The organism is Corynebacterium sp. LK33 (assembly GCF_014334955.1).
GTDB classification, from domain to species: domain Bacteria; phylum Actinomycetota; class Actinomycetes; order Mycobacteriales; family Mycobacteriaceae; genus Corynebacterium; species Corynebacterium jeikeium_D.
Genome location: NZ_PDGU01000002.1, coordinates 1 through 13973, shown reverse-complemented (window position 1 = coordinate 13973; position 13973 = coordinate 1). Strand labels below are relative to the sequence as shown.

Sequence of the window (13973 nt, the reverse complement as noted above, 5' to 3'; positions counted from 1 at the left end):
ATGTCAGTACGGCTAACGCCGTGCGCACTCTTAGTGTCAAGCCTACTACTTACGTCGACGTAGGTGGGAGTGAAAATGCATTGGTCAGTTCCCCGCTCGAGATGGGGATCCATCTCGAAATGGGCCCCTACTTGAGAAGGCACGCCCCCTCACCCCTCGAGCAGGTCACGTCTCCACTAAATACGCGCGATACGGATATTCGAGGCCAAAATCGCCTCGGCACCAATCTTCGCCAGGGCATCCATGAGCGGGTTGGCCTCTGCCTTCGGAACTAGCGCGCGAACTGCTACCCAATCCTCGTTAGCCAGCGGCGACACGGTCGGGCCAGACAGTCCCGGGGTGAGCTTGGATGCCTCTTCCAGCGCGGACGCACGGATGTTGTAGTCAATCATCAAGTACGTCTTGGCATGCAGAATGCCGGTCATGCGACGCAGGAACACCTGCTGCTCCTCGGTGACCTCTACACCCTTGCGTCCGACAACAACTGCCTCAGAGCTGACCAAAACATCGCCGAATGGCTTCAATCCCTGCTTGCGCAGGGTACGACCGGTGGAGACAACATCGGCGATAACGTCGGCAACTCCCAAGCGGATGGAAATCTCCACTGCACCATCAAGGCGAATGACGGTGGCGTTAATGCCACGAGCCTTCAGATCCTCGCGCACCAGATTCGGGTACGAGGTGGCAATGCGCTTGCCCTCCAGAGCTTCTACGGTCCACTCCTCATCGGCCGGAGCGGCGTAGCGGAAGGTCGAGGCGCCGAAGCCCAGATTCAGAACCTCATCGACCGGAGCCAGCGAGTCAGCGGCCAGGTCGCGGCCGGTGATGCCCAAATCCAGATGGCCGTTGCCAACGTAGATAGGAATATCCTTCGGGCGGAGGAAGAAAAACTCAATGTCGTTGGCTTCGTCGTGGATGGTCAGGCTCTTGGAGTCGCCTCGACCCGGGTAGCCAGCTTCCTTCAGGATTTCGACTGCCGCCTCGGACAGCGATCCCTTGTTGGGCACGGCAATACGCAGCATGGTGTTGATTTCTCCTACAGGTACTTGTAAACATCCTCGGGGCTCAGCCCGCGACCGACCATGACCACCTGCAGCCAGTACAACAGCTGCGAAATCTCCTCTGCGAGGGCTTCGTCAGATTCGTGCTCAGCTGCAAGCCAGACCTCACCGGCCTCTTCGACAATTTTCTTGCCCTGGAAATGCACACCAGCGTCCAGCGCCTTGACTGTGCCCGATCCCTCGGGGCGCGACTGTGCTTTTTCCTTCAGCTCTGCAAACAGGTCATCAAAGTTCTTCACCCGGTCTATTGTTCCATGTCGTCTACTCGCCCGCGAAAGCAGCCCGCAATAAGCCCAAATTCGAGGTATCCAAATTGCCCGAAATGAAGCGCGCCGGGGGTACTAACGTCTCCACATCAGCCTGCGAAACGCTCACATCCGGCATTGGATTCCACACCACCGTGCATCCCGCAGCGAGTGCAGAGCGCACCCCCGTTGAGGAATCTTCGATAGCCAGGCAGTCCTCTGGCGCAAATCCGGCTAGCTCTGCGCCACGCAAGTACGGATCCGGTGCCGGTTTGCCGTTGGCCACCTCATCGCTACACACTGTTGCGGCGAAGTGCTGCTCCCCCATGACATCAATGCAGGGTTGCGCCACGTGCCGACGGGTATTGGTCACCAACACCACCGGAATGTCAGCAGTCCGGGCCTGGTCCAAAATCTCCGGCACACCCGGGCGCCACTCCACCCCATGTTCTAGAACCAATTCAGTGAAGCGACCTTCGACGAATTGGGAGCCCGAGGCAAACAGCTCGTCGTCAAGCGTGCGTCCCGCATGATCAGCACAAATCGACAGTGTGTCCCAGAGCGTGTTGCCGACGCATTGCAAGCGCAACTCCGGAGTCAGGCGACGGCCTACGAATTCCGAGAGGTCGTACGTGGCAATCTCCCACAGAGGTTCCGTGTTGATGAGGCTGCCGTCCATGTCCCACAAAATTGCTTTCACACCATGCGACTATGCCAGGCAATCAAGCATTTAGCGATTATGTCAGCAAAACCGTCGGATGAAGGTTTAGAGTTTCAGGAAGGAAAGTATGTTGCGGTGCTGCATGAAACCACCGCATGAACGTGTCCCGCGTGAATGAAAGGCATCGACTCGCTATGACAACCACTGAAGATTCGCTCGCCCAGGCTATCGACCAACCCGAGGCATATTTCATTCCGCTAGGGACGGTCACCGAAGGCGAGCTCAGCTACGAGCGCTTCATGCCCACCAGCTTCACTTATGGGGCGTGGGGGCCGTTTCAGCACGGTGCGCCGCCGTCGGCGCTGCTGACGCGCATGTTGGAGCGCCGCCGTCTGGAAAGCGAGGGGATGCGTATTACTCGCATCGCCGTGGATCTGTTGTCGGCTGTACCGTACACGGAGCTCCGCGCGCGCTCATGGGTCTCGCGCTCGGGGCGGCAGATTGCCAAGGTCGAAGCCGAATTGCTTGCCGACGTCAAGGGTGCCTGGCGGCCAGTTGCCACGGCGTCCGCATGGATGATGGCCACTGCGGATACGCGGGATATTGAGCGTGCATTCGACAAGCAGGTGCCCGGGCCGGAGGAATGCAGCGCCGAGTACATTCCGCTTACCGACGATTGGAGTGGCGGCTACATCGAATCAATTGAAGCCCGCGCAGGGGCGACGGAAGAGCTGGCCGAGACACAGATTCACTGGGTTCGCGCGCAGTACCCAATCGTGCTCGGGGAGGAGCCGACTGCGGTGGAGCGAGTCATGCAGGTAGCTGATACCGCCAACGGTATCGGGGCCACGCTGAGCCCGCACCAGTGGGCGTTTATGAATACCGACTTAGTGGTTCACCTGCACCGACTCCCCCAGCTCGGCGCCTCGGAGAAGTCGGCGGAATCGGAGTCGCAGCCGGAAGACGGCGGCTGGGTTGGCATCGCCGCCCGCGGTTCCATTGGGCCGGACGGAATCGGCATGACCGCGGGCGAGCTCTACGATGTGCACGGCCCCATCGGCCGCAGCATGCAGACCTTGCTGGTGCGACCGCAGGGATAACGCGAAGCTACACGTTAAAGTACTTCGCTTCCGGGTGGTAGAGCACGAACGCATCGGTGGACTGCTCTGGGTGCAGCTGGAGCTCCTCCGAGAGTTCCACGCCGATGCGCTCCGGCTGCAGCAGGTCAATCATGCCCTGACGGAAGGTCAGATCCGGACAGGAACCATAGCCGAAGGAGTAACGAGCGCCGCGGTACTTCAGGTCAAAGAAGTCCTGGGTATCGTCGGAGTCTTCCGCGCCAACACTTGTGCCGTCGGAGAACGCGAGCTCGGAGCGAATGCGCTGGTGCCAGTACTCGGCCAGTGCCTCGGTGAGCTGCACGCCGATACCGTGAACCTCCAGGTAGTCGCGGTATTCGTTCTTGGCGTAAATATCGTTGGCGAAGTCAGCGATGGGCTGTCCCATGGTCACCAGCTGGAACGGCATGACGTCGGTCTGTCCTGCGGCGATGGCATCTTCGCGCGAGCGAATGAAGTCAGCAATGCATAGGAAGCGACCACGCTGCTGGCGCGGGAAGGTCCAGGACACCACTGGCTCTGCCGCGGGGTCGGGCTGCTCCCCTTCCGCAGGTAGCGGCAGTACGTGTACGGTATCGCCCTCAGAAACTGCTGGGAAGTAGCCATAGACGACAGCCGCATGCTGGAGGATGTTCTCGGCGCGCAGGCGCTGCAGCCATGCGCGCAGGCGTGGACGACCATCGGATTCGACCAGTTCCTCGTAACTCGGCCCCTCGTCGCCGCGGGTGCCGCGCAGTCCCCACTGCCCCATGAACAGAGCGCGTTCGTCGAGGGTGGTCAGGTAGTCGTCGAGGGGCAGGCCCTTGACAATGCGGGTTCCCCAGAACGGCGGTGTCGCAACGGGGACATCAGCGGCGACATCGGAACGCTCCGGCACCTCGGGGGCTTCAGCAGCAGCCTTGGCGGCGCGCTGCGCGGCGATGCGCTTGGAGCGCTCACGGCGGGCGCGGCGAGCTTCCTTCTTCTCGCGGGCAGCAATGGCCTCTGGCGAATTCTCGTCTGGGCCGAGGCCCTTCTTCGCTGCCATCAGCTCGTCCATGATGCGCAGTCCTTCGAAGGCATCCCTGCCGTAGTAGACATCGCCGTGGTAGAGCTCGGACAGGTCGTCTTCTACGTAGCTACGCGTCAGCGCGGCGCCGCCGAGCAGTACTGGGAAGCGGGTGGCATCGCCGGCGGAGTTGATCTCCAGCAGGTTGTCCTTCATCACCACAGTGGACTTCACCAGCAGGCCGGACATGCCGATGGCGTCGACATCCAGTTCCTTGGCGGCGGACAGAATCGTAGCGATCGGCTGCTTAATGCCCAGGTTATGCACGGTGTAGCCGTTGTTGGAGAGAATAATCTCCACCAGGTTCTTGCCGATGTCGTGGACATCGCCCTTCACCGTGGCCAGCACAATCGAGCCCTTGGAGCCCGTGGCATCCTCGGCATCCATAAAGCCCTCGAGGTAGCCCACCGCGGCCTTCATCGTCTCGGCCGACTGCAGCACGAATGGCAGCTGCATCTGGCCGGAACCGAACAGGTCACCAACGGTCTGCATGCCACGCAGCAGGTCCTCGTTGACAATCGCCAGCGGTTCCTTTTCCTTCATGCCCTCATCGAGGTCAGCCTCGATACCCGTGCGCTCACCGTCGATGATGCGCTGCGCCAGGCGGTCGAACAGCGGCATGGCGGCAAGCTTTTCGGCCCGGGCGTCCTTCGCGTCAGCGGCGGAGACTCCTTCAAAGAGCTCCATGAATACCTGCAGTGGGTCGTACTCCCCGTCGGGGTGTCCCGCTTCACGACGGCGGTCGTACACCATATCGAGAGCGACTTCGCGCTGTTTGTCGTCGATCTTGTTCATCGGCAAGATCTTGGAGCTGTGGGCAATGGCGGAGTCCAGGCCGGCCTCGATGCACTCGTTGAGGAACACCGAGTTGAGTACCTGGCGAGCCGCCGGGTTCAGACCGAAGGAGATGTTGGATAGGCCGAGCGTGGTGTGCACGTTCGGGTGGCGACGCTTAAGTTCGCGGATGGCTTCGATGGTTTCGATGCCGTCGCGGCGAGTTTCCTCCTGGCCAGTGGAAATCGGGAAAGTCAAACAGTCGACAATAATGTCCTGCTCGCGCAGTCCCCACGTGCCGGTGATATCGGCGATGAGGCGCTCGGCAATCTCAATCTTCTTGTCCTTCGTACGCGCCTGACCTTCTTCGTCGATAGTCAAAGCGACCACGGCAGCACCGTGCTCAACAACCTGGCGCATAATGCGCTGGTAGCGCGAGTCCGGGCCATCACCGTCTTCAAAGTTCACAGAGTTGACCGCGCAGCGACCACCGAGGTGCTCCAGGCCAGTCTTCAAAACTTCCGGTTCCGTGGAGTCCAGCATGACCGGCAACGTCACCGAGGTGGCGATCTGCGATGCCAGGGTTGCCATGTCATTGCGACCGTCGCGCCCCACGTAGTCCACACACAGGTCGATCATGTGTGCGCCATCGGTGACTTGACCGCGGGCGGTGTTTAGGCACTTCTCCCAGTCGCCGGCCAGCATGGCCTCGCGGAAAGCCTTGGAACCGTTGGCGTTGGTGCGCTCACCAATCATGGTGATGCCGGTTGTCTGCGTCAGCGGGGTTGCCGAGTACAGAGAAGCGACCTCATCGATTGGCTTTGCATTCGGATCCGTCGATGGGCGTGCTGCCTGAACAGCAGGGCCCTGCTCGGCGTAGGCGCCTGCACCGGTAATAGCATCGCGCACAGCGGAAACATGCTCCGGTGTGGTACCACAGCAGCCACCGACCATCGCCAGGCCAAACTCTTCAACAAAGCCGCGCAGCGCTGTGGCTAGCTCTGGTGCGGTCAGCGGGTAGGTCGCACCGTTCTTACCCAGCACTGGCAGGCCCGCATTCGGCATCACCGATACCGGAATGGAGGCGAAGTTGGACAGGTAGCGCAGGTGCTCGCTCATCTCGTCCGGACCCGTTGCACAGTTCAGACCAATCATGTCGATCCCCAGCGGCTGCAGCGCTGCCAGGGCTGCACCAATCTCCGAGCCCATCAGCATGGTGCCTGTGGTCTCGACGGTCACGTGGACGACGATCGGAATCTTCTTGTCAGCCTGTCGCATGGCGGCCTTGACGCCGTTGACGGCCGCCTTTACCTGCAGCAAGTCCTGACAGGTCTCAATCAAAAACGCATCCGCGCCACCGGAGAGCATACCGAGTCCGGCCTCGGTGTATGCGTCGCGAAGCTGAGCGTACGGAGCGTGCCCCAAAGACGGCAGCTTCGTGCCCGGGCCCAGCGAACCGAGGACAAAGCGTCGCATACCCTCGCGCCCCGGCCCCATTTCGTCAGCGACCTTGCGGGCGATTGCGGTGCCCTTGTGCGCTAGCTCCTGGATACGGTCTTCAATGTCGTAATCCGCGAGGTTCGGGAAGTTGCAGCCGAAGGTATTGGTTTCCACCAGGTCGGCGCCCGCCTCGAAATAACGCCGGTGAATCGTCTCGATGATGTCGGGACGAGTGTCATTGAGAATCTCATTACAGCCCTCGTAGCCGAGGAAGTCCGCGTCAACGTCGAGGTCAAAAGACTGCAGCTGGGTACCCATGGCGCCATCGCCAATGAGTACACGGCTGTGCAGTGCGGTGAGGAACTCGGAAGAGTGGCGATCAGTCATGAATAGACACCTTAGTCTACTTTCATAACCGCGCCGTTAATCGGGCTGGTTATTCCATCTCAAAGTAGCTTTCCGCCTTCACCGCAGGCAGGTCCAAACCGACAGCCTTCGTTGCGGAATTGATAATCGCGAGAATCTCGTCGAGCTCCTCATCAAAAATCGAGCCACCGTGCTCATGCTCAATCGCAGCCACGCGCTGTAGGCAGTTCTCTACCGCCTGCGTTGCGGCTTCTTCTCGCTTATCGACGGCCAGTTCCGCCGCCTGATCAATACCAGCGGCGGCCTCACGGAGGGCTTCCCCGACCTGGTCGGCTACCGATTCGTCAAAAAGTGGCTCCCAGAACTCGCGTTCCTCGGGCTGCAGGTAGCTGCCGGTGGCAAACATGCGCAAATCGGCAACTAGCTTATCGATGTTCTCTTGCGTTACTTCGACAGCAGACAGATCTGAGTTGCTCATGCTCAAATTTTAACGCCAAGCAGCGCGTCCAGCGCGGCGGCAACGAATTCTCCGGCACCCGCTGCGACGGTTACTGTGCCAGCATCTGCCTTGTTGCTGGTATCCGAGGACCACTCCGCAGCCCAGGCATCGATAGCGGCCAGAGCAGCCGGCGTATCCAGGTCATTGGCCAGGCTTGCGCGCACATCGGCAACCAGTGCCGCTGCTGCGCTCACAGCCTTCTCATCGGTGGCAGTCTTTGTAGTTGCGCAAGCCGCACGCCAGGCCTCGTGACGTGCCTTGGCCGCCTCCAGCACCTCGTCCGACCAATCGCGATCAGAGCGGTAATGGCTGGCGAAGACGCCAATGCGAATAGCACTCGGGTCGACGCCGGCGGCCACCAGCTTGGAGACAAACACCAGGTTGCCCAGCGACTTGGACATCTTCACGCCATCGAGCGCAATCATGCCAGCGTGAACATAATGGCGCGCCATACGTGCACAGCCAGTAGCGGCTTCAGCGTGAGCCGCCGAGAACTCGTGGTGCGGGAACGCGAGATCCGAGCCACCGCCCTGAATGTCGAAGCTCTTACCCAGGCGGTTGGTGGCAATCGCCGAGCACTCAATGTGCCAACCCGGCCGGCCCGCACCAAAAGGAGCCTCCCAGCTTGGCTCCCCGGGGCGAGCGGCACGCCACACCAGCGCGTCCAGTGGGTCCTCCTTGCCCGGGCGATCCGGGTCGCCACCGCGCTCCGCAAAGAACTCCGCCATCTGCTCTGCCGAGTAATTGGACTCGTAACCAAAGTTCTCAGTGGCACTCTTGCGGAAGTACACATCCGGGTACTCGTCATCGGTGAGCTGGTAGGCCGAGCCATTCTCCAGCAGCTTCTCGACCATTTCCACGACCTCGCCCACGGACTCAATGGCGCCGATGTAGTCGCGCGGTGGAATCACCGACAGGTTTTCCATATCCGAGCGAAACAAATCAATCTGCGAGGTGCCCAGCTCGCGCCAGTCCACCCCATCGCGCTCCGCACGTTCGAACAACGGGTCATCGACATCGGTGATGTTCTGCACGTAATGCACCGAGTGTCCATTATCCAGCAGCTGACGGTAAATCAGATCAAAGGTGAGGTAGGTTGCTGCGTGCCCCAGGTGCGTGGCGTCATAGGGTGTGATGCCACACACGTACATGGTCGCCTCCGGTCCCGCTTCCACCTGGGAGACCTTCTGATCCGCGGTGTCGTAGAGGCGTAGGGGTACCGATGTTGAGCTTTCGTCGTCAAGCGAATGCGCCTTACCTGTATTGCTGGCGCGGTTGAACACATCGAAACGCGCATCGCCGAGACTGGGAACCTGTGGTTGGGGCCACGAATGCATTAAATACTCACTACCTCACTAAACAGCGTTGATCGTGCCGAAGCCGAGCAACACCATAACAATCAAACCGACCGGGATGCGGTACGCGGCGAACCAAGCGAAGGAGTGGTTCGACACGAACTTCAGCAGCCATGCAATAGACGCATAGCCGACGACGAAGGCAATCAGCGTACCGATGGCCAATTGCGCTCCACTAGCGGCCTGTCCCGCCGCAGGGTCAAACGCGTCTGGAAGCGAAAAAATTCCAGCAGCGAAAACAGCGGGGATAGCCAGCAGGAAGGAAAAGCGCGTTGCAACCTCTCGGTCCAAGTGCAAGAACAGGCCGGCAGACACCGTACCGCCCGAGCGCGACACACCCGGAATGAGCGCCAGGCACTGCGCGAAACCCATGACGATGGCATCTCGCATGGTCAGCTCTTCATAGTTGCGCTCACGACGGCCGAACTTCTCTGCGGCGATAAAGACAAAGGAGAAAAGCACCAACACAGCGGCTGTAATCCAGAGATTGCGCAGGTTATCGCGGATGAGGTCCTTCCCCAGCACACCGATGATGGCAATCGGCAGCGTACCGACAATCACCATCCAACCCATGCGGTAGTTGAAACCGCGGGCTTCCTTATTGAACAGACCGGCAAACCAGCCAGTGAGGATCTGCCAGATGTCCTTGGCGAAGAACACCAACACAGCCAATTCGGTGCCAAGCTGCACCACAGCGGTGAAGGATGCACCGGCGTCCTGGCCCCACAGCAGCTCGGAGACAATCCGAAGGTGCCCCGAGGAACTCACCGGGAGAAATTCCGTCAGACCTTGCACTACGGACAGGATGATTGTCTGCGCCCAGGTCATACCGGTGCCGGCGGTATCGGCAGCGGTATCTGCTGAGGCGCTTAGTGTCGTCATGATAGTCACGGGTGTATAGGCTACTCGTCCGGTTTGTGTTGTGGCTATAGCGAGGTTTCGGTGCGGCGATAGCGAGACCTCTCCCGCGGAACTTTTCCCGCGACCGCACACGGGTGTCCTAAAGTAAAAATCGTGCAACAACGAATTCTGGGCAACAGCGGTTTACGCGTCTCCGCCTTGGGGCTGGGTACGGCCACCTGGGGTGCGGGTACCAGGCAAGACGAAGCCGGACGCATCCTGACGGACTTCCTCGACGCCGGAGGCAACCTTGTCGACGCTTCCCCACTCCACGGCGGCGACACTGTTGCCGACATGCTGGGTGCAGTCATCGCAAAGCGCGGTGTCGCCGACGAATTGGTGCTCTCGGTCGCATCTGGCATACACCCCGAGCGGCCCGTCGGCAGGCGCGTGGACTGCTCGCGTAAGACACTGCAAAAGGACCTCGACGATACGCTCGCACGCCTCGGCGTCGAACACATTGATCTGTGGTCGCCCGGCTACTGGGATGGGCTGACCCCACCGGAAGAGGTCGCCGATACCCTGGAATGGGCTGTGCTCACGGGGAAAGTACGTTACGCCGGAGTGCGTGGATACAGCGGTTGGCAGGCGGCGGTGACGCATGCCGCCGCGGATCGAATCGCTCCGGTGTTCGCACAGCATGAGTACTCGCTGCTCCAGCGAAGCCCTGAGGCTGAACTACTGCCCGCCTGTGAGCATTTGGGGCTCGGCTTTATCGGTGGCGCCCCACTGGCCCAAGGCGTTTTGACCGCCAAATACCAGCACATCATTCCCGAGGACTCCCGCGCTGCTTCCGAACACGCCGACGCAGAGGTACAGGACTATCTCGACACGCGCGGCGTCACGGTTGCAGGCGCGCTGACCACCGCAGCCAAGGGGCTCGGCGTCAGTGCTGCCGTCGCAGCGATTTCCTGGGCACGCGATCGGCCGGGCGTCACCTCGATCCTCGTTGGCGCTCGAGACCGCGCTCAGCTACGCGAAAACCTCACCGCCGAACAACTCACGCTGCCACCGCAGATTTGCAACGCGCTTGACGACGTCACGCTGTAATCAGTAACCGCATTCTTATAAAGACTTATAAGGCACAACGAATGCGAGAGCCTCCCACGGCTGGAGGCGTCCACAAAGTAATCAGGCCGGGGTGGTAGTTTCTATAGCGTGAGTGAAAACAGTCGTCGACGTGTCATAACCTCCCTTCTAGCGGGGCTTTCCGCTAGCGCAGTGGTCCTGGCAGGGTGCTCCTCCGATGTGGAAGGAGACATCGATGCCGGAATGGGCAACGCCACGCCAGTGCCGGCCGCTTCACCCGCTGCTCCCGATACTGCTATCGGGAGGGCCAAGAAGATTGATGAGGACGTTACCGATGCCGTGCTGGTCGGCGACCGAGTTGTCCTGAAGGCCGGGGACAAAATCTTTGCCGGTCCGCTGAATAACCCAATTGAGCGATCAATGAAGCTGGGCGCGAAGTGTGGTGAGCTCGCGCCGGGCGGCCCTAACGCTTTGCTGCCGTGTGAAGATGGCATCCACGTCATTACTGACCAGGCTACGGAAACGGCCGTTGTCGGCCGTGGCACCAACTACTCCGCCGCAGTTGGCCTGGAAGGCGGCCGCATCATCGGTGCCCATGCGGATAGCAATGTCGTCGATGTGTTCGGCGCTGATGGTGAGTTGGCCAGTGACTTCAAGGCTGCCAATAACGGGTCGCAGCTCGTTGAGATTCCCAAAGCGGACAATGACGCGGACGTCAAGCTGTTAGAGGTCAACCGTCCGGAGACTTCGGTGCATGAGCTCAAGCTCGATGAGTCCCGCGCTGGCTCTGCGCTGCGTGCGGGTATCGGCGTCGGCAAGGTAGCTTCCGGTGATCATGTCATTGCTGCCGCAGACACCAAGGGCAACCAGCTTCTTATTTACACTGCCACTGACGTCATTCGCCTCCACCAGGCAGCTCCGGCCCCGGAGGCTCCGTGGGCGGTAGCGGTCGATGAATCGCGCGGAATTGTCTGGGTGACTTCGACGAAGGTGAACAAGCTGACTGGCTACGACATCAGCTCGGGTACCCCAGTCAAGGTCGCGGACATCAACACGGTTGCAGATCCACAGTCGATTGTTGCCACCGAGGATGGCCAGATTGGCGTCTTCTCGGCTACCGGTGACGGGGCCCAGATTTTTGACTCCGCGGACGTCGATAAGGCAATTGCTGATTTCAAGCAGGATGCAGAGAAGATTCGTGAGGAGATGTCGGTTCGGGAACCAGCCGATAAACTACCGACCGGTGCAGGTGACACCAAGGGAGCAGACGACTCCGAGGGAGAGACTAAGTAGATGCCTTCGAAACTTCGCGCCAAGTCCTATCAACTCGCGCTAAAGGCAATGTTCCAGGTCCCACCGGAGCAGATTCACGAGGCCATCTCGAAGACCCTGAAGGGGCTGCAGAAGTCGGAGAGTCTACAGCGGGCGGTGAGCAAGTTACTCGTTGTTGACGATGCTGTGCTGCGTCAAACCGTGTTCGGCGTGGACTTCCCGCGTCCGCTGGGGCTCGCCGCAGGCTTCGACAAGGCTGCTATTGCTCCGGATTGCTGGGGGCCAATTGGTTTTGGCTACGCGGAACTGGGAACCGTGACTGCCAAGCCGCAGCCGGGCAATGATCGCCCGCGTCTGTTCCGTCTGAAGGAAGACCGCGCCATTTTGAACCGTATGGGTTTCAACAACCCCGGCGCAGCTGCTGTAGCGGAGAACTTGCGGTCGCGTCGCAGTGACGACGTGATTGGTATCAACATTGGCAAGACCAAGGTGACTCCGCTGGAAGAGGCCGTCGATGACTATCGAGAGTCGGCCAGCCAGCTCGGCGGCTTGGCGGACTACGTTGTTGTCAATGTCTCCTCACCGAACACGCCGGGTCTGCGCGACCTTCAGGCGGTGGAGTCACTGCGCCCGATTCTGGCAGCGGTGACTGAGGAGACCGACTCGCCGGTGCTGGTCAAAATCGCTCCTGATCTCTCTGACGATGATGTCATCACGGTTGCTGACCTGGCTGTTGACCTGGGGCTGGCAGGCATTGTGGCTACCAACACCACCATTTCTCGTGAGGGTCTGCGTACGCCCGCGGATGAGGTCGCGGAGATGGGGGCCGGTGGAGTCTCGGGTGCTCCTGTGGCAGCTCGGTCACTAGAGGTGCTGAAGCTGCTGCACGAGCGCGTCGGAGACAAACTAGTTCTCATCAGCGTCGGCGGCATTGAAACTGCTGAGCAGGCGTGGGAGCGGATTGCCAACGGCGCTTCCCTGTTGCAGGGCTACACACCGTTGATTTATGGCGGTCCAGACTGGATTCGTGACATTCACCAAGGGTTGGCTCGCCAGATTCGAGCTCAGGGATTCTACTCCATTTCGGAGGCAGTCGGCTGTGGTCTGCCGTGGCGTGGTTAATTGCTGAAAGCCGTTGAGGCTTCCTAACCCAATAAACACGTGACCCCGGGGCCAGCTGCCATGAAGGCGCTGGCCCCGGGGTTTTCTGTATGAGTAGCGTGCCCGGTCGGTTGAGTTGCCCGTGTGGGCGGCGTATCCCTACTCCCCGACGTTCTCCCACCACGGCGTGATGATGGCACGCGCAATCGAGTGGAAGTACAGATTGAAGCCAAGCACGGTCGGCGTCGCATCTTCCGGAACTTCAAGCTTCTCCACGTCGACCGCGTGCACCGCATACATGTAACGGTGTGGGGCATGCTGCGCCGGTGGGTTAGCTCCGTAGTGACCACGCATGCCCGAGTCGCCGACAAGCTGGATAGCGCCTTCTGGCAGCTTAGAGCCGTCTTCGGAGCCAGCTCCCTGTGGCAGACCCTTTTCGGTCGCTGGAATGTTGAAGACAGCCCAGTGCCAGAAGCCCGAAGCGGTCGGAGCATCCGGATCGAAGCAGGTCACGGCAATGGACTTAGTGCCCTCCGGCAGATTTGCCCAATCCAGTTGTGGGGAAACATTCGACGGAGCGCGGAATTCATCCGCAATCTTCTCGCCGTCCTTGATATCTGGCGAGGACAGCTCGAAGGTTGGCAAATCCTTCAGCGGTGCGTACGGATCTGGTCCCGGGAAAACCGGAGCATTTGCAGTGTCGTTTGCGGTGTCGTTGGAATTCGTAGTCATAACTACCAGTGTGCCTACTTTATGAGCGCGCTGCAGGGACTTTACAAGACTCCCTATCTGCAGGGCCTGATTCTCAGTGCGAATCCAAGGCGGATGCGGGGCTAACACCGCTGATGTAATTACACCCAGGTTTGGCGCGCTAATGCCCCTCTGACCTGCCAATTTGTGTTTCATTATGTAGTCGGGATACAGTATCACAGGTCAGCACGGAAGTGCTTCCTACCCGGTCCGGGTGGCGGAATGGCAGACGCGCTAGCTTGAGGTGCTAGTGCCCTATTAACGGGCGTGGGGGTTCAAGTCCCCCTCCGGACACAAGATAAATCCCGAGAAACTGCAATTAGTGCAGCTCTCGGGATTTTTGCTTTGTCTGTC

At 60.2% G+C, this 13973-nt stretch carries 12 protein-coding genes and 1 tRNA gene; 5 read left to right on the top strand and 8 right to left on the bottom strand.

Features of this window, described 5'->3' with window-relative positions; translation table 11 throughout:
- Positions 1-176: 176 nt before the first annotated feature.
- The 3 genes from hisG to CRD20_RS00240 are packed head-to-tail and all read right to left on the bottom strand — an operon-like array spanning position 177 to position 2006.
- Positions 177-1022, bottom strand: coding sequence for an ATP phosphoribosyltransferase (gene hisG / locus CRD20_RS00250; RefSeq protein ID WP_016422792.1), 846 nt, complete (start codon positions 1020-1022; stop codon positions 177-179).
- Positions 1023-1036: 14 nt separating this feature from the next.
- Entirely contained in the window at positions 1037-1300 is a 264-nt protein-coding gene (locus tag CRD20_RS00245; protein WP_005510825.1) for a phosphoribosyl-ATP diphosphatase, read from the bottom strand.
- Positions 1301-1322: 22 nt separating this feature from the next.
- On the bottom strand, positions 1323-2006 hold the full coding sequence (locus tag CRD20_RS00240; protein ID WP_187404624.1) for an HAD family phosphatase: 684 nt from the start codon (positions 2004-2006) through the stop codon (positions 1323-1325).
- A gap of 155 nt (positions 2007-2161) precedes the next feature.
- Between CRD20_RS00240 and CRD20_RS00235 the strand changes: the two genes are divergently transcribed.
- Entirely contained in the window at positions 2162-3067 is a 906-nt protein-coding gene (locus CRD20_RS00235; protein ID WP_076772023.1) for a thioesterase family protein, read from the top strand.
- 7 nt (positions 3068-3074) lie between these two features.
- Here the strand turns inward: CRD20_RS00235 and metH are convergent, their stop codons facing one another.
- The 4 genes from metH to CRD20_RS00215 are packed head-to-tail and all read right to left on the bottom strand — an operon-like array spanning position 3075 to position 9449.
- On the bottom strand, positions 3075-6734 hold the full coding sequence (metH, locus tag CRD20_RS00230; RefSeq protein WP_187404623.1) for a methionine synthase: 3660 nt from the start codon (positions 6732-6734) through the stop codon (positions 3075-3077).
- Between the two features lie 49 nt (positions 6735-6783).
- The gene (locus CRD20_RS00225; RefSeq protein ID WP_016422788.1) at positions 6784-7191 is read right to left on the bottom strand and encodes a hypothetical protein; all 408 of its coding nucleotides are present in this window, start codon (positions 7189-7191) and stop codon (positions 6784-6786) included.
- 2 nt (positions 7192-7193) lie between these two features.
- On the bottom strand, positions 7194-8549 hold the full coding sequence (gene mshC / locus CRD20_RS00220; RefSeq protein ID WP_076772024.1) for a cysteine--1-D-myo-inosityl 2-amino-2-deoxy-alpha-D-glucopyranoside ligase: 1356 nt from the start codon (positions 8547-8549) through the stop codon (positions 7194-7196).
- Between the two features lie 18 nt (positions 8550-8567).
- Entirely contained in the window at positions 8568-9449 is an 882-nt protein-coding gene (locus CRD20_RS00215) for an undecaprenyl-diphosphate phosphatase (protein ID WP_040361409.1), read from the bottom strand.
- Between the two features lie 132 nt (positions 9450-9581).
- Between CRD20_RS00215 and CRD20_RS00210 the strand changes: the two genes are divergently transcribed.
- From CRD20_RS00210 to CRD20_RS00200, 3 genes are all read left to right on the top strand, one after another.
- Positions 9582-10517 (top strand): aldo/keto reductase, encoded by a 936-nt coding sequence (locus CRD20_RS00210; protein ID WP_016422785.1) that lies wholly within the window; start codon positions 9582-9584, stop codon positions 10515-10517.
- Positions 10518-10625: 108 nt separating this feature from the next.
- Positions 10626-11789 carry a hypothetical protein gene (locus CRD20_RS00205; protein WP_179078157.1) on the top strand — a complete coding sequence of 388 codons (1164 nt, stop codon included), beginning with the start codon at positions 10626-10628 and terminating at the stop codon, positions 11787-11789.
- The gene (locus CRD20_RS00200) at positions 11790-12890 is read left to right on the top strand and encodes a quinone-dependent dihydroorotate dehydrogenase (protein WP_076772026.1); all 1101 of its coding nucleotides are present in this window, start codon (positions 11790-11792) and stop codon (positions 12888-12890) included.
- Positions 12891-13028: 138 nt separating this feature from the next.
- Here the strand turns inward: CRD20_RS00200 and CRD20_RS00195 are convergent, their stop codons facing one another.
- Positions 13029-13601 carry a YbhB/YbcL family Raf kinase inhibitor-like protein gene (locus tag CRD20_RS00195; protein ID WP_049170574.1) on the bottom strand — a complete coding sequence of 191 codons (573 nt, stop codon included), beginning with the start codon at positions 13599-13601 and terminating at the stop codon, positions 13029-13031.
- A 226-nt stretch (positions 13602-13827) separates the two neighbouring features.
- Between CRD20_RS00195 and CRD20_RS00190 the strand changes: the two genes are divergently transcribed.
- Positions 13828-13913, top strand: a tRNA-Leu gene (locus tag CRD20_RS00190).
- Positions 13914-13973 lie beyond the last annotated feature (60 nt).